17 protein-coding genes are annotated in these 15,831 nt (G+C 49.1%); 10 read left to right on the forward strand and 7 right to left on the reverse strand.

Features of this window, described 5'->3' with window-relative positions; translation table 11 throughout:
• Nucleotides 1–30: 30 nt before the first annotated feature.
• The 6 genes from QWY82_RS17245 to QWY82_RS17270 all read right to left on the reverse strand — a co-directional run bounded on the left by QWY82_RS17245 (nucleotide 31) and on the right by QWY82_RS17270 (nucleotide 5,694).
• A complete protein-coding gene (locus QWY82_RS17245; protein WP_290264849.1) occupies nucleotides 31–570 on the reverse strand; it encodes a cyclic nucleotide-binding domain-containing protein in 540 nt (179 codons plus the stop codon).
• Nucleotides 571–710: 140 nt separating this feature from the next.
• The gene (gene gloA / locus QWY82_RS17250; protein WP_290264850.1) at nucleotides 711–1,094 is read right to left on the reverse strand and encodes a lactoylglutathione lyase; all 384 of its coding nucleotides are present in this window, start codon (nucleotides 1,092–1,094) and stop codon (nucleotides 711–713) included.
• A 13-nt stretch (nucleotides 1,095–1,107) separates the two neighbouring features.
• Nucleotides 1,108–2,334 (reverse strand): glycosyltransferase family 9 protein, encoded by a 1,227-nt coding sequence (locus tag QWY82_RS17255; protein WP_290264851.1) that lies wholly within the window; start codon nucleotides 2,332–2,334, stop codon nucleotides 1,108–1,110.
• Entirely contained in the window at nucleotides 2,334–3,629 is a 1,296-nt protein-coding gene (locus QWY82_RS17260; RefSeq protein WP_290264852.1) for a phosphatase PAP2 family protein, read from the reverse strand. Before QWY82_RS17260 ends, QWY82_RS17255 begins: the two co-directional genes overlap by 1 nt.
• Before the next feature lie 22 nt (nucleotides 3,630–3,651).
• Nucleotides 3,652–5,091 carry a glycosyltransferase family 39 protein gene (locus tag QWY82_RS17265; RefSeq protein ID WP_290264853.1) on the reverse strand — a complete coding sequence of 480 codons (1,440 nt, stop codon included), beginning with the start codon at nucleotides 5,089–5,091 and terminating at the stop codon, nucleotides 3,652–3,654.
• Between the two features lie 180 nt (nucleotides 5,092–5,271).
• The gene (locus QWY82_RS17270) at nucleotides 5,272–5,694 is read right to left on the reverse strand and encodes a GNAT family N-acetyltransferase (protein ID WP_290264854.1); all 423 of its coding nucleotides are present in this window, start codon (nucleotides 5,692–5,694) and stop codon (nucleotides 5,272–5,274) included.
• Between the two features lie 219 nt (nucleotides 5,695–5,913).
• Here QWY82_RS17270 and QWY82_RS17275 point away from each other — a divergent pair, with 219 nt between their 5' ends.
• From QWY82_RS17275 to QWY82_RS17320, 10 genes are all read left to right on the forward strand, one after another.
• Nucleotides 5,914–6,234 carry a hypothetical protein gene (locus QWY82_RS17275; protein ID WP_290264855.1) on the forward strand — a complete coding sequence of 107 codons (321 nt, stop codon included), beginning with the start codon at nucleotides 5,914–5,916 and terminating at the stop codon, nucleotides 6,232–6,234.
• A 116-nt stretch (nucleotides 6,235–6,350) separates the two neighbouring features.
• On the forward strand, nucleotides 6,351–8,321 hold the full coding sequence (locus tag QWY82_RS17280) for a coiled-coil domain-containing protein (RefSeq protein ID WP_290264856.1): 1,971 nt from the start codon (nucleotides 6,351–6,353) through the stop codon (nucleotides 8,319–8,321).
• A 306-nt stretch (nucleotides 8,322–8,627) separates the two neighbouring features.
• A complete protein-coding gene (locus QWY82_RS17285) occupies nucleotides 8,628–8,960 on the forward strand; it encodes a hypothetical protein (protein ID WP_290264857.1) in 333 nt (110 codons plus the stop codon).
• A 28-nt stretch (nucleotides 8,961–8,988) separates the two neighbouring features.
• Complete coding sequence (locus QWY82_RS17290) at nucleotides 8,989–9,909, forward strand: GIN domain-containing protein (RefSeq protein ID WP_290264858.1); 921 nt, start codon at nucleotides 8,989–8,991, stop codon at nucleotides 9,907–9,909.
• A 36-nt stretch (nucleotides 9,910–9,945) separates the two neighbouring features.
• On the forward strand, nucleotides 9,946–10,317 hold the full coding sequence (locus QWY82_RS17295; RefSeq protein WP_290264860.1) for a GntR family transcriptional regulator: 372 nt from the start codon (nucleotides 9,946–9,948) through the stop codon (nucleotides 10,315–10,317).
• Nucleotides 10,317–11,189 carry an ABC transporter ATP-binding protein gene (locus tag QWY82_RS17300; protein WP_290264862.1) on the forward strand — a complete coding sequence of 291 codons (873 nt, stop codon included), beginning with the start codon at nucleotides 10,317–10,319 and terminating at the stop codon, nucleotides 11,187–11,189. The genes QWY82_RS17295 and QWY82_RS17300 overlap by 1 nt, the downstream gene beginning before the upstream one ends.
• Complete coding sequence (locus tag QWY82_RS17305) at nucleotides 11,186–12,559, forward strand: hypothetical protein (RefSeq protein WP_290264864.1); 1,374 nt, start codon at nucleotides 11,186–11,188, stop codon at nucleotides 12,557–12,559. The genes QWY82_RS17300 and QWY82_RS17305 overlap by 4 nt, the downstream gene beginning before the upstream one ends.
• A 40-nt stretch (nucleotides 12,560–12,599) precedes the next feature.
• Nucleotides 12,600–13,448, forward strand: coding sequence for a GIN domain-containing protein (locus QWY82_RS17310; RefSeq protein WP_290264866.1), 849 nt, complete (start codon nucleotides 12,600–12,602; stop codon nucleotides 13,446–13,448).
• Nucleotides 13,449–13,865: 417 nt separating this feature from the next.
• Nucleotides 13,866–14,234: a PadR family transcriptional regulator gene (locus QWY82_RS17315; RefSeq protein WP_290264868.1), complete on the forward strand. Its 369-nt coding sequence runs from the start codon at nucleotides 13,866–13,868 to the stop codon at nucleotides 14,232–14,234.
• Complete coding sequence (locus tag QWY82_RS17320; protein ID WP_290264870.1) at nucleotides 14,231–15,187, forward strand: HAAS signaling domain-containing protein; 957 nt, start codon at nucleotides 14,231–14,233, stop codon at nucleotides 15,185–15,187. Before QWY82_RS17315 ends, QWY82_RS17320 begins: the two co-directional genes overlap by 4 nt.
• A 258-nt stretch (nucleotides 15,188–15,445) precedes the next feature.
• On the opposite strand, the gene QWY82_RS17325 is transcribed toward QWY82_RS17320, so the two are convergent.
• Complete coding sequence (locus QWY82_RS17325; protein ID WP_290264872.1) at nucleotides 15,446–15,766, reverse strand: antibiotic biosynthesis monooxygenase family protein; 321 nt, start codon at nucleotides 15,764–15,766, stop codon at nucleotides 15,446–15,448.
• Between the last annotated feature and the right edge of the window lie 65 nt (nucleotides 15,767–15,831).

Here is a 15,831-nt window from a genome sequence, read left to right on the forward strand (position 1 = left end):
ACCTAGAGACCGGGGCAAAAGCCACTCAGACTAAGGCGCTAAATGGCCGGTAAACTCGCGGTATAGATGGTCGTGCTGGATAAGCCGACGGCTAATATCGCGCGACATATTTAAAAGTAAAATCGTAAAGAGTGCAGGGTTCTGAGTTTGGAGCTCAGTAAAGGTGTGGCTCGATAACGCGAGGACCTCAGCCATTTCCAGGCAGGTTGCCGTGTCACTGTGCGGCTGAATACCGAGCAGCGCGGTATCGCCAAAAGTTGCCCCCGCACCGAGATCTTCCTTAACCGTGGATGATAAAGCCGTGGCAACAGAAAGGCGCACCCTGCCGGAAATTAATAAATAGACCGCGTCGGGCAAATCGCCACTACGGTAGACGCATTCACCCGGGCGCAGGACTTTCAAATAACAACGATGCAGTAAACCAGATATGCTCGCTGCATCAACGCCGCCAAATAACGCCGACAACTTTGCCGTCGGTAGTACAATACGCTCTAGATAATCATCGCCTTGGCTCTGACTACCACTATCATTAAACCAACGACTAAAATTCGCCGCACTATAACAAGTCATAGGCATCTCCAATGGCGGAGCGATGCAACCGCCTCAACACTTAGACACAGCAGTGGGCAAAAGTTTCAACCATTCATCGCAGAAACCCTTGCGATAAAAAAGCCGAGCATAAAAGCTCGGCGTTTAACAGGCAGATGCATTTACTTAGGTGAAAGTAATTCTAATTTATAGCCATCCGGATCTTCGACAAAAGCCAAAATAGTAGAGCCATGTTTCATTGGCCCAGGCTCGCGCACAACTTTGCCACCTGCAGCGCGGATGCGCTCGCAGGCGGCGTAGACATCGGGCACCTCGATGGCTAAATGACCAAAGCCAGTACCCAGCTCATAGCTTTCAGTATCCCAATTATGGGTTAGCTCCAGCACGGTATTTGATTTCTCGTCGCCGTAGCCCAGAAAAGCCAAGGTAAACTTACCATCGGGATAATCGTGCTGACGGATCAGCGTCATGCCCATAACATCAGTATAAAAGGCAATTGACTTGTTTAAGTTACCCACCCGCAACATGGTATGTAAAAGACGCATAGATTTCCCCTATTTATTGGGCTGAAACAATTTTATCTAAATGCGGGTAAATATCCGCAAGTGCTAGCTCTGGTAGCAAATCTTTAACACAGCGGTTATCCACGCAATCGGTTTTACGGTGATTCGCCGCGCTCACACAGGGCGAGCACGCCAAACCTAAATATAAGGCTGAGGAGTTACCCAACGAGCTGTACAGCGCCGGGGTTTCCGGGCCGAAGATAACAAAACTGCGCAGCGGTGTTACTGCAGAAAAATGACCAGGGCCAGAATCATTTGTCAGCATCATATCGGCGACAAAATACAGCGGCACCAAGTCTTTAAAAGCAAATTTACCCGCCGAGTTTACACAGCGTGAATTGGCGACAGATTGACACAGAGCCTGTGCACCAGGAAATTCAGCTGGCGCACCGGTGATTACCACTAGAATGTCGTCATAGCGAGCTAAGAGGTTATCAATTACGACTTTAAAATGCTCCGCTGGCCAGCGGCGCTGAGGTAGTAGGTCGCTGGCATTGGGATTAATCAACACCACGCGCTGACCGACGCGATAATCGCCATAGAGTGCCGTTAGGGTAGCGTGTACGCGCGCAATAGCCGACTCATCCCGAGGCGCCTGAGCAAGTACAATATCCTCATCTTTAATTAATGATTTGCAGAAAGGCAGCTGCTCCTCTTGCGACATAGCAGTATGAGACAGCGCCATGAAATTTTTTGCAATGTGATGATGAGCGTTATACACGACTGGGCGGGTTAAAAAATTACCGCGGTACAAGCCTTCACTGTGATAAGCCACAAAACCAATTAAATTAACCGCGCCGGAAATACGAGACAGGAGCGCAGACACCCTAGAAAACATTTCCATATCCACAACGGTATCAATCTTATTTTTCCGGCACCACAACATGAATCTGAAAGTATCCACAACCAAGGTAAACAAGTTATCTTCGCAAAAGGTGAATAAGTTTTTTTCATCGATAGTATTCAGGAGATGTAAGCTACCCACGTTTTTTTTGAAAATCGCAAAGAAAACCTGCGCACCTTCTTGCTCTTTCACGTAACGCAAAGCGGGGTCTGCAATAATTGCACTGCCCATTTCAGAGAGCTCCAGAAACAACACATTCTTTGCTGGCACAGCTTTTGGCTTAAATAACAACTGCCACAATTTAAACCAAAGAGACAGAAGAAAGCACAGCGGGACACCGGCCCAGCGGTCAATTTTTCGCATCGTATCTACTTTCATTATGCTCTACTCTCTTCGTTTTCTTGACCGTACACCTTAAATATTAAAAAGCCCGCCACCACGTAATTAAACAGCGCGCCTGCAACCACACCGGCAATCAGTGCGATCTGGCTATGCTCCATAAAAAATGCGAAATAGTGGGTCAAGCCGTAAAACGTACCCATGCTTGGCACAAAACTAATCAAACACATAATCAAATATTTCGCCCACTGATCGCGTTTGCGGCCATTGTCAGCATCCTTGAAGGTGAAAATGCGATTCAAATACCAATTCCAGCTAGAGGTTAGCCAGTAAGCAATAGAGCGTGCGACCAACAGGTTCAAACCAAATACTGAATGGAACAGCGCATAAAGACTCATATCCACCACGAAGCCACTGCCGCCAACCATGCCAAATTTAAACACGCGGGTTAAGGATTTACCCGCCGATTCCTTAAATAGTTTTTGTGTTAACCATTCAGCCAGCGGCCAAGCAAGTATGGAGAGCCAATACAAACCGACACCGGCCACTAAACCCGAGGAAACCCAGCGAATCGCGGTTACGCCAACAAATTGCTCGTAACTGGTATCGTGTAAAAAACCATTGATGCTGACTGCTGCCAGGCCGATGATCAACAACGCCTGGCCCCAGCGAGGAATCTGTACACGCTCATAACCAATTAAACGAACAATAAAAACACCAATAAAAAGGCCAATGGCGCTGCCCACTAACACATCGGCTGGCCAATGTACGCCAACGGCAATACGCGATAATGCCGCCGCAAACCCTACACCAAGTACGATTAACGACAACCACAAGCGCTGGCAAAATAACGCCACCACGGTCGCCGCCAACACTGCCGAGGCACTGTGCCCGGAGGGAAAGCTATGCGCTTTAATCCCCTTGCCCACAATAGAGAAAGTCTGCAAATCCAACACCGCCGGTGGCCGCGCTGCATCGAATAAAAACTTTGGCGCCTGAACAAAAATACCGGCGAGTAGCGCTGCTAAAAAAATGTAAGCCAGTGCCCGAGGGTTGCGGATAAAAACCGCAAGCGCCAAACACGCGGCAATCGACCCGTCGCCTAGCACGGTGAGAAAGGCCCGGCCATCTGCAGGAATCACCCTAAACCCGTGGTTCAGTTGCAAAAAAACAATTTGATTCCACGCTTGGACACTGAAAAGTGCAAAACCCAAGGCTATAAAAATGAGGGCGCACACAAGCAGTGCATTTTCCAATTTCACCTGACGGGGCAAAGGCCTAGGTGGTGCAAGCAACCCGAACAAATTCTCGGGACTCAATGAGTAAGTATTCAAAAGCGAACCTTCTTATTTGATTTTATTGGCATTGGTAAAACATAAAATAATTAACCGTTACACCATCCATAGTAAAATCGAGCGTATCCAACAAACTACAGCTCACGCCTGCCGGCGCATTCACCAGCGCTGATGAGGGTGCACGCTTTTCAACCCGAACCAACAGTGCCGGTGCTTTCGGCTCGCCCCACCAAAGTAAAAATTGGCTCGGCTTGCTACTCAGCACTTGCACAGGCTCTTGTGTATACCAGGCGATTCGACTGGCGATCGTCCAATTCGTCACCCACAACTGCGCACCTTCAGGCATCGCACCTTTAAGCGCCAAAGCTCGTGCCGAAACCTCGGGCCAACCGTGCAGATCGCGAACCGCTTGGGCCAGTTGCGGTGCACTTGACAGGGGTGGCGCAATTAATAACAGCCACAGCAAGAAAGTCGTCAAGGCTGAAATCAGCCCGCTAACGCCGAGTAAACACTTCATGGGCCAGCGCGATACAGCCCAACGGGTCAGCAACCAGCTAGCGGCAAAGGGGCTCAAGAGCACCCAACTCATCACCGTCCAGTGGGGTAGATCTTCACCGTTGCCGGCAGACCACAAAGCGATAACGAGCAACAGCGCTGCCGTTAGCAACACGACCTTTTGCGCCACCGTAAAAACGCCTACGGCCTTCGCGCGCCAAGTACTCAAAGTAGCAGCCAATACCAACAGAGGGCCAAAACTCAGCAATAAAATGAACGCGTAGCGCAGGGAGTCGAGCGCAGACCAATCGCCTTTAGCACCATGGTTAAACTGATAGGTGAAAGATAACCAGTCGTTGCTCCAGTTCCAGTAAAACACCGGAAATACAACCGCGGCGGCCAGCACTACCGCCAGCCATGGACCGGGCCGGGCCAACCAATACAAGCGCTGATGCCAAATCAACACGACCAACAAGGCGAGAGCTAAAAAAACAGCCGTGTATTTGCTTAACCCGGCCAAACCTAACAACACGCCTAATCCGAGCCAGTGACCTAGCTCCTTGCCATCGGCACGCTCAATGCGGGCAACCAGCTGAGCCAAGAGCAGCGACACCAAAATTAATGGCGTATCGGGCACCAAGCCAAAACCTAAGACTACAACGAGCGGAGAGAACACCAATAAAGCGACGGCAATATTGGCAACCCGGGTATCGCCATACCAAGCCCGGCTCAATAGCCAAACTTGCAACAAGATGAGCGGCCACAACAGCATCGCCGGCAAACGCACAAAGAACTCGGATTGGCCAAACTGCAAACCCAGCCAATGTAACCAACCCACCATGGGCGGGTGATCAAAGTAACTCCAGTCAGGACGTTGACCATAGAGCGCATAATGCGCCTCATCGACGCCAAGGCCGATAAAGGGCGCCAGCATCAAATGCGCGCACAGGAAAAATACAATCAGGCCCAAGCCGACCAGGGGTAACGCTAACCAATTAGTCTTCACCTGCACCTTGGCACAACCTTAGATTTTAACAAAAGGGCGCATTATCCCAGCCGGCCACAGGCGCGGCAACAATAAATACCCGCCGCGCGAGGGAAAGCCCCGCCAGCTGCCGGAAACGCGGGGGTCAAGCCGCGGTCTAGCCCTGTCTGCTCGGATAAACATGGAAAAAACGCTATAAAATCAATCAACTAGTGGCTTAGAAAAATGAAAGCTGGTAATTGGAAAGCCTTGGGCAAAATAGAATTTATGGGCCTGTTGACGCTGGGTCCCACTGTCGAGGTGCAACACCAGGCAGCCCTGAACCCGAGCAAAAGCCTCTAGCCAAGCAATCATCTCCTCGCCATAGCCCTTGGACCGATGCTCGGCATCGGTAATCAAGTCGTCCACGTATAAGTTCTTACCCATAAAAAGATTGCTCGACACCCGAAAGCCGGCCACCGCAACAACGCGCCCTTCATCCTGCAGGAAGGCCATCTGAAAGCCCTCGGTCTGCATCTGACGCACCTGCTTAAGAAATCGCCCCCGCACGAGTTTCGGCCGCAACTGCACCAATACCGGAAAACACGACAAGATTTCTGCATCCGTTACCGCTAGCTTTATCACACTGAACACCCTCTCCATTTCAGGTCAGCGGCTAATTTAGCAATACTCATCCCCCCCTTGCCACTGCTAAAGACCCAGCCTTACCAAAGAAAGTCATTTTCAAAAAAGCATTGACCCGAGCTACACCCCTCGATTCAAGCTAAACCTATCGGCCGGCGTTGTATCAGACCCCCTAGCTGTACTACCCTAACCCGTTGAATGCCTTTAATTGAAAGCACCATGAAGCCACTGAAAACCAAAGCCCAGATACGGGATGAGATTAACGAGCAAATTAACGCCTTTATCGGCGAGGGTGGCGCCGTTAACAGCATTCCTAGAGGCATCAGCGGCCGCGAGCCAACCACCACCCCGCCCCTGCCCATTAACTTCGATAGAGAACAACAGACTCGCACCCCTGTACAAAACGTGGTCACCGCAATCGAAGCAAGGCGCCATGCCAAATCACCGAGCAAACCTCACAAGCGCGCCACAAAACCGCGCAAAAAAATGATATACGACGACTTCGGCCAACCTCTGCGCTGGCAATGGGTAGAAGACTAAGCGCCAAACTGGCGCAAGACGGATGCAAGCACTAGACTTTGGAACATGCTCATCAAGTTGAGCTGTCACGCTCAAACTCACTGACGAACAAGCCCACACGGACTGCGGACGGTTAGATGTCTGAAACCATCTACATCATTATCATTGCCGAACTCGTGTTTGTGAGTTGCTTTTGCGGCTATATGATTTACCGCCTCAAGCAACGCCTCACGCGCCTTGCAAAGCGATTAAACCCCGCAGCCTCGGATACCGGCGCCGAAACCGCCGTTGATCTCAATGTTATCGCCTATTTCGTCGGTCAACTCAAACGCACGCGCTCACTGTCCGAAACAGAGCTGGGCACCGAACTCGCCCTGACACCACTGGTTACCAGCGTGCGCTGTGCCTATCTAAACGCCGAGCGAAGAGCGCTCAAACAACCGATCAATAGCAAGGACTATTGGCAAATACTGAACGAGGAAATTACCAAGCTAGTTGGCATGCTCTCAACCGAGGCCAAGCGCACCGGCATGGAAAATCTAGAGCTACGCGAAAAGGAAAAATTACTCAGAGAGCGGCTGGAAAAGCTGGGCGACAAAGATTGGCTAAAAAGCCAACCCCGTGCAATCGCCAGCGCGACAAAAAATCAGCCTGGCTACATGCTAAAGTTTTCCCGCGGCGTGGATCTCAGCCACCAAACAGCCAGCAAAGCTGCCAGCAGTAGCGACAACCTATTCAGACACATAGAACAGCAAAGACAACACACCCAGAAGCTCACCTCTATATTAAAAGAGGAGAAGAACACAACTAACCTAGAAGCTCGCGTGGCGGAGTACGAGCGCATGCTCTATAAGATGGAACACGAATCCGCCAAACTGCAAAAGGACCTGAACGACGCAAAAAAACGGCTCGCCTACGTAGATGATGCCATCAATGCCGGCAACCCCAATGACAAGCAAAGCCAAACGCTACTTAGCGTTATCCGCGCGTCGAAAGACGACGCCAACTCCAAGGACAACATATTTGAGGATTTAATAGCCGACACACAAAACATAGGAACACAGAGCAGAAAGAATATCGACGGCCTGCAAAAAACCATATTCGATCAGCGTAAGTCTATTCTCTCGATGGAGACTACTATCGCAGCACTTGAAGCAGAATTAACTGGCGATTCAGCAGCCGATAGTAATAAACGAGCAGAGTTAGAAAAACTTAAACGCGCCCTTATGGAGTCAGAAGGCTGCATAAAAATACTTGAGAGCGAAGTGGAAACCCTGTATTCAGACTTAAAAAAACTACAAGATCAACGCGAAGAATTGCAAAAACATTATAAAGATAAACCCGATGAGGAAATATTAGAAAACATTAAAGACCAAAATACCCAACGCGAGATTGAATCCGGCGTTAAATTGCAGAAACATAACAACCTAAGCTCGGAGTTTTTGAGTCAGTTCATGACCAACGCCATTGAATCGGGATCGCTCGAGGATTTAATTACTGTATTGCAACACGCCATATCGGAACTCGGTTTTGAATCCCTCATTCGCCTGACGGTAAAAGGCAATAATGTCGACATCGCCGCCATGGGCAAACTCACCAAAGAGGATAAACAATTCATCGAGCGGATGGAATTTGAACCGGGCGACGAGGTGCAAGTTAAAAAGCAGCACATAGCCATCCACTTCAGAAACGCACGAGCCATTCTTAAACAAAAAGGCAACAGCCAAACCATCGACGACCTACAGCAACAGTATTTACACACAATCTTTGGCTTCAGCTCAAACCTCGCCGCCAAGGTCTCTGCGCAAAAGAACATGAGCAAACAATTAGACAACTACGAATACTTTAATGAAATGCTACAAACCATTAGCGCTAACCTCGAAGCACAGTACCGATACCAGCGCGAGGAGACTCAGTCCATCATTCAAAACATCGTCGATCAGTCGCACATGCTAGTGGGCGAAAAAGCCACGCCGGGCCAACAATCAGTGCTTAAAGCGATGAGCGATGAAGCCAATCAACGTACCCAGCTGCTCGAAGCCAATCGCGCCATAGTGCGCAAGCAGTTCACCAAAATTATGGAGAAGCTCAAAAGCGTTAAAAGCTAAGCTTGGCATCCCTACAATAGGGGTGCTAGACGCCCCGAAGTCGTCAACTCCCGCCTCAGTACCGGCTCTGTATAACACCCATCAGCACACCCTCGCCTCGCTTTTTGCCCGCAAGGCCAGCGAAGCATAAACCTATAACCAATTGTTTTTTATAGAGAAATCTAAAAATCGGTTAAAAAATGTAAAAAATATTTACATCACCTATTGCGATATAGAAAACTAGTGATATAGTTACGTATAACACCGGATCAGCAAGGACGTCGTCTGTAGATCCAATGTCAATCAATCTGAACATAGGACAAGACAATGAACACTTTTCAAAACCTGTTAATCGCAAGCTTAATGATCGCCAGCACCAGCACCATCGCCGCCGACGAAGCGCCCGCCATTCAGGCCCCGGCCCCAGCCGTAGATACAACCTGGGCGCTAGCGCAAATTGAGGCTCAAGTAGATGCCGATATCGCGGTACAGGTTTCACCGCTAACCGCACAAGCGTCGAAAGAAGGTAATACCTGGACCTATCGCCAGCTGATCAACGGTCAAGAAATCGAAATTCAAATAACTGAACTGGCCATGGCCAGCGCCAAGAAGGTAGCTAAGCGCGCGGTAGAAGTTGCCATGAACATGGCCGGCTTTTAACTCATAAAACAGCAATAGGATGAGTCACATGAATACATTCAAACACGTTAAAAAATTAGGTTTAGTGCTAGGCGCAGCATTACTCTGCCTAGCCGCCAACCTACAAGCTGATGATCTGCTTAAGAAGACGGTCGAAATTTCAAATATTGATCGTTTGGAAGTGGCAGGACCCGGTTTACTTACCCTTAGCCAAGGCGATACCGAGAGTTTAGAAATTGTCGCCAGCGAAAAAATGATGGAGCGCATCGAAGTCGATGCGCGTGGTAGCACACTTCGTTTGCGCTTGAAAGATGGCAGCAACTGGGGTTTCTTTAAAATTGACAGCAAAATTCACTACCAGCTGACGCTGAAATCGCTCAATAAAATATCCACAGCCGGTTCTATTGATCTAGAACTCGCAACGGATTTAAACCTGGATGATTTCAAGCTTGAACGGGCCGGCTCCGGCGATAGCGCTTTCTTAAATATTAACGCCCAAGAAATGGAAGTGAGCAATGCCGGCTCCGGTGACTTCAACGCCAAAATCATCAGTGCCAAAAATTTAGAATTAAGCACCGCAGGTTCTGGAGATGTAAGGGTTACAGAAATCCGTGTTAACGAAAAAGTAGAGTTTGATACAGCAGGGTCCGGTGACATCGACATCGACCAACTCACCGCAAATGAACTCGAGGTGAATATGGCCGGTTCTGGCGACACATCCATTGGTCAGGGTAGTGTACAGCGCCAATCGGTGGATATCGGCGGCTCGGGTAACTACTCTGCCGCAAAATTAAAAAGTGCCAGTGCAGAATTAGATTTGAGCGGCTCTGCCGATGCAGTGGTCTGGGTAACCGATGAGTTAGTCGTCGACGCCAGTGGCGCATCTGATGTGAAATATTACGGCCAACCAAAAGTAGAAGCCGATACAAGTGGTGCAAGCAGTGTGAAATCACAAGGTATGAAGCCCTAGTCATTTCATAAGTTCCCACGTTATAAGGTACGCATTATGCAACAGTGGAATGATGATCAACCCATCTATCGCCAATTACGGGATCGTATGGTGGGTTTAATAATGGAAGGCGCTTATCTCGAAGGCGATGCAATCCCTTCGGTGCGAGCAGTATCTTCCGAATACCAAATTAATCACCTCACCGTATCAAAAGCCTATCAGGAATTGGTAGATGAAGGTTTAGTGGAAAAAAGAAGGGGATTGGGCATGTTTGTTATCGAAGGCGCCAGGGAACATATTTCAAAAGCAGAGCGCGAGAAGTTTTTAAGCATTGAACTTCCCCAGCTTCTACAACGAATCGCTCAACTCGGTATCAGCAAGAAAGAGCTCGTTGAACACATAAACACCGCCTTGGAAGGAGCTGAATAATGGACGCTGTTATCCAAGCAAAAGGTTTAACCAAACGCTACGGCAAACACAAAGCCTTGAATCAGGTCAGCTTTGACATTGCGCCCGGGCGCATCGTTGGGCTAATAGGCCCGAACGGCGCGGGTAAAACCACCGCATTGAAAGGCATATTAGGGCTGGCGGAAGTTGAAGGCGAACTCAGCGTGCTCGGCATGAACCCAGTACAACAGCGCACACAACTCCTTGAACAAGTCAGTTTCATCGCCGACACCGCTATTCTGCCACGCTGGATTAAAGTCAACGAAGCGATTGATTATGTCGCTGGCGTACACCCACGGTTTAATCGAACCAAGGCGGAAGCCTTTTTAACCAAAACGAAAATAAAGAGCGATGCCAAAGTTAGCAGCCTATCGAAAGGCATGATTACCCAATTACACCTTGCATTAATAATGGCGATCGACAGTAAACTTCTCGTGCTCGACGAACCGACGCTAGGGCTGGACATCATCTATCGCAAGCAGTTTTATACCGCCTTATTAAATGACTATTTTGACGAAGAGAAAACCATTCTCATCACCACCCACCAAGTTGAAGAAATTGAAACTATTCTAACGGATTTAATTTTTATCAATGACGGCGAAGTCTCATTAAATATGGCCATGGAAGATATCGGCGAAACCTTCACCGAGGTGCAGATCAGTAACAAAGATAGAGAAGCCGCCGCCGCCTTAAATCCCATTCATATAACACCAAGGCTGGGTGGCTACAGCGTACTCTACGAAAATCAAGATCGCGCGGCACTGGAAGGCCTTGGCAGCCTACACACACCAAGTATTACCGATCTATTCATAGCAAAAATTCAACCACAATTAAGTTGGGGCCAAGCAAAATGAATCGTTATTTACTTCCATTCAAACGCGAATTCTGGGAATACCGCGGCTCTTTTATCCGTCTACCCTTTTTTGGCGCTGCGATAATCGCATTATTAATGACGGCCGCACTAACCCTATACGCCACCAATGTTATCGAGTACGTGTTCGAAGACGATGACTTCCGCTTTACCACGAGCAAAGAGTTTGTCAACGGCAAAATGCACCTTGATATCGATTTCAATGAGCAGGAAGTGCATAGAGAAGCTCTCGAAGCTGCACGTGAAAGTTTAATTCAGGCCCGAGACGACCTACAACAACACGGCGCCGATTTTGATCCAGAAGAAATTGAACAAGATCTTGAAGCTGCGCGCCAAGACCTTGCTCAGGCCCAACAAGCGCTTGCCCGTATCGGCATTAATATCGACCTAAGTAACGCTACCACTGGCATCGACCACAGCAAGATAAAAGCTGACGTTCAACGCCAAGTGAACCGTGAAATAGCCAAGATTGATCAAGAAATTGCACAACTCGAGCGCGAACTAACGAATGCAATCATAGCACCGCCCAAGGCGCCAGCGGCTCCGGTAGCACCAGCCGCACCGTCGACACCGCCAGAAGCGGAGGATATTCGTCAGTTTCCATCGCAAGTTATTGTGATCAAAGGCGATCAAGCGCTCGGCTTTAGCGACGACAACATCGAATCCATCAACGATGTTATACGGGTCTTTTTTGTCATCTTTAGCGGGCTGATGATGATTGTCGGCATTTTTTACTTGCTGTCATGTCTGTACACAGACAGAAAGGACAACAGCGTTCTGTTTTGGAAGTCTATGCCCATTTCAGAAATGCAAAACACGCTAACAAAATTTTCAACCGGCATATTTATTCTGCCAACTATCGCCGTTTTGGCCGGTCTCTTAGTGGGGCTAGCATTTACTATGTTAAGTATGATTTATGTGGCCAGTTATTCCTCCAGCACGACGCCTTGGGAATTATTAGCAGGTATCAATCTGTTTAGTTTTGCCATTCAACATTGGATTACCGCCATTGGCGTCGCCTTGTGGTGCCTGCCACTGTTTGCATGGTTAATATTTGCATCTGCCGCAGCTCGCCGTTCACCCTTTATGCTTGCGTTATTACCGCCGGCGGCCCTAATCATTGCCGAGCAAGTTGTGTTCAGCAGCACCTGGATTGTTGAAGCCATTTCGCGCCGTATTCCTGGTGTAGCCATACAAGAAAACGGCGAGGCGGGGTTTTTGCTGTTTGAAAAAGCAGGACTAAACCATATTGGCGCTTTTTTAACGAACCCAGGTCTTTGGACCGGCTTAATCATCGGCGCGGGCTTACTCTACGCTACCGTTTGGTTACGCAACAATCGCTACGAAGTTTAAGGGCTTATCTGACATGAAGATCTTTGCTGCATGCCTGTTCATGTCAGCTCTATTTAGCGCTTGGGTTTATGGTGACGGTCGGTATCAACAAAACTACCAACTGTCACCCGCCCAAGATATAGTCATAAATGCCTTTGGCAAGGTAGTGATACAGAACGGAAAACAGAATCAGCTAACCTTGATCGCTGAACAAGATGTCAGCCCGTTTATTGAATTAACCCTAGATCAGGAACAGTTAATTATCACTGACACTCGAGTAAATTCATTCTGGTTTCAAGCGCAGCAGTTGTGGTGGCGTCTTATGGATAAACGTCTCGATGTACAACCCGTCACTTACCAATTGACTCTCTCAGCACCGGAGAAAATTACTCTGAATGGCCACTTAACAACACAGGTCAAACAGCTCAGTACAACAAGTTTAACAGTAAACGCAAATGGCCTAGGCCAACTATTGCTGGAAGATTTACAGCTCGGCCAATTAGCCATCGCGCTAAATGGAAAATTTGATACCCGTGTGAACAATGTCAACGCTGAGACGTTAGACCTATCCTTCAATGGCACAGGCAGCGTAAAAACTCATAACCTATTGACCGATGAACTACGCGCATCAATTAATGGCTCAATCGATAGCCATTTAGCTGGGCGCACGGATGAGCTTCACTTGCAAATGAAGGGTTCCGGCAAGTGTCAAGGACATGGCTTTGCAACTGAGCGCGCCTTTATTTTACTGTCGGGTACCAGTCAGCTCACGTTAAAGGTTAACCAACAACTAACCGCAACATCCGAAGATGACAGTCAGCTCTTTTACTACGGCAACCCAGAAACCCGGGTGGAGGGCAATGCAAGCACACACCTTGTTGGCGGCTATCAGGCCAAGATCTACTACTAATTTCATCGCTTCAACACCTTAATCGCCAGCCGATCCTTCGACAAGATGCCTGCATTTATTGAGTGAAATCGCTCCGACATAGCCAATCTGCTTTTTCGCCGCTCGAGCCAAATACTTTATCTAGGGGCAAAAAAAAAGCCGCGAATTCGCAGCTTAAGAAAACATCAATGAGGAGACATATGAAAAACACACTTGAGCATTCATATGGGTCTTTGACGATAGGCAGCCTCATTAGTTCCCTGAATTTACAAATTTCATAAAATTATCGACTAACCCCCTCTAGAACAGCTCCAGCCCCTACTCAATGCTGCGTTATCCACCCATGGTTAACCCCGCTTGACAGACATACTGTGTGGCGCCTAGCATACCAATACTGTGTAACGCACAGCATATACACTAAACCCGGTATCAAGGCCCATGGATTCAGACTCATTGCTGCAAAAAATGACTCACGAGCTAAGGCGGGGCTCACTAACCCTCGCCGTGCTGCAGGCACTAAGACGCGAACACTACGCCTATTCACTGCGTAAGTATCTAGCCGATCGCGGCCTGGATGTGGACGAAGGCACCCTCTACCCACTCGTGAGGCGGCTCGAAAAAGACGGTGTGCTCACCAGTGAGTGGCGCGAGGAGAGCGCGCGCAAGCGTCGATTCTATCGGCTTTCAGCCATGGGGCAGGCGCTGCTACCGCGCCTGCAACAAGAATGGCAACAACTTGCCAATGCACTCAACCGAATAGAAGACCTGCAGCAAACCCAGGCCGACAACACTCAGGAGCAAGTATGATGAACTGGACTACACGTTACCTACAGGCGCTAGCGCCCTACCTGCCTCAGCAACAGCGGCAAGACATTTGCGATGAACTGGAGGCGAACTTACTGGATCGTTTGGAGGAGCGCGCTCGAGAAAATGGCAGCGAAGACACGGAGAGCGACGCCAAAGCGCTCATCGCCGAACTGGGGCATCCAGCTCGCTATGCCAGCGAGTTTCACACTCGCCAGGCCTTAATTAGCCAGCCACTTCTGGAAATTTACAAGCAAACACTGCGCTGGCTAGTCTGGATACTGGTGGGCTTATTCAGTGCTATTGAACTTGTCGCTAGCCTTTACAGCGGTGACATTCACCCAATTGCCATGGCGTTCAGCATAGCCAACAACATCGTTGAGCACTTGGTGTGGGGCTTTAGCATTATTACCTTGGTGTTTTATTTTGCCGAAGCCCAAATTAACAAACTGAGCCTGCTAGAGCGCTGGCAACCGGAAGACTTACCCTTGCTGCAACCCGCTTGGAATAAAGTATCGGCCAGTGAATCGGCCTTCGGCGTGGTGACTTACACCTTATTTGCCGCCTGGATGTTCGGTTGGATCGCTCCTTTTAACACTTGGCGCCTGGCGCTAGGCAACACGCTCGCCGCCGACCTCTACGCTTGGCTGATACCAGCCATCGGCTTGCTCGCCATCGCCTTTGCGCTACACCGCCTCTACCTCTGTTTCCTACCCTATTGGCAGCGGTCGAGCCTAGCCTGCAATATAGCACTCAATGTTGCGACCTTAGCGGCCGTCGCACTCTTGATTACGCTGCCCAGCGATCAGCTGCCAATTTTTATCAGTGACAAGGTGGAAGTCCAAGCGTTGCTCGACCATCTGTCTTACTCGGTAAAATGGATGCTGCTGGTGATTGCCGGATTTTCCCTGTACGAAATCACGCGCGATGGATTGCGCTGGCGGCAAGTGCCCTAGCCCGAGGGTAAAAAAAAGCCGCTCAAAGGAGCGGCTTAAAAACATCATCGGGGAGATATGAATGCCAGTAAGCACTTCATGTCTGTTTGAGCACCCAGAGGAGGAAAAGTTCCAATAAATCTGCATTAACTTCGCCGCCCTTCCTTTTTGCCCTCGACCCCTGCCGTTGCTAATCGATCGCCTCTAAAACGACCGAGCCTAAAACAATAGCTCCTAAAAAGACTGCTCCTAAAATGACTGCCCTTAAAATGACTGCCCTTAAAATGAATAGTCTCGTTCCACCTTGGCAATACGTGTTACATAGTTACCGTACCACCGCTCTTTACCCAGTTGCTGGGCCATCTGGTGATCGGCTTGCTGCTTCCAGGCCCTGATGGCGTCCAAATCTGCCCAATAAGACACTGTGATACCCAAGTCCGAGTCTCTGACTGACTCAACCCCCAAAAAGCCCGGTTGCTGATGCGCCAGCTCAACCATCGCGTCGGCGGTTTCACCATAGCCCTGCTCCACAGGCGTGCGGGTAGAGCTAAATATGACGGCGTAGTAAGGGGGCGGCGGCGTATTGGCAAATGGCGACATGAAATAGTCCTTTAATCGACGGGATAGGGAGTTGGTCGCAAAAATAACGACTTTAGTAGCAAAAA

The sequence above is a fragment of the Simiduia curdlanivorans genome (assembly GCF_030409605.1).
Taxonomy (GTDB): domain Bacteria; phylum Pseudomonadota; class Gammaproteobacteria; order Pseudomonadales; family Cellvibrionaceae; genus Simiduia; species Simiduia curdlanivorans.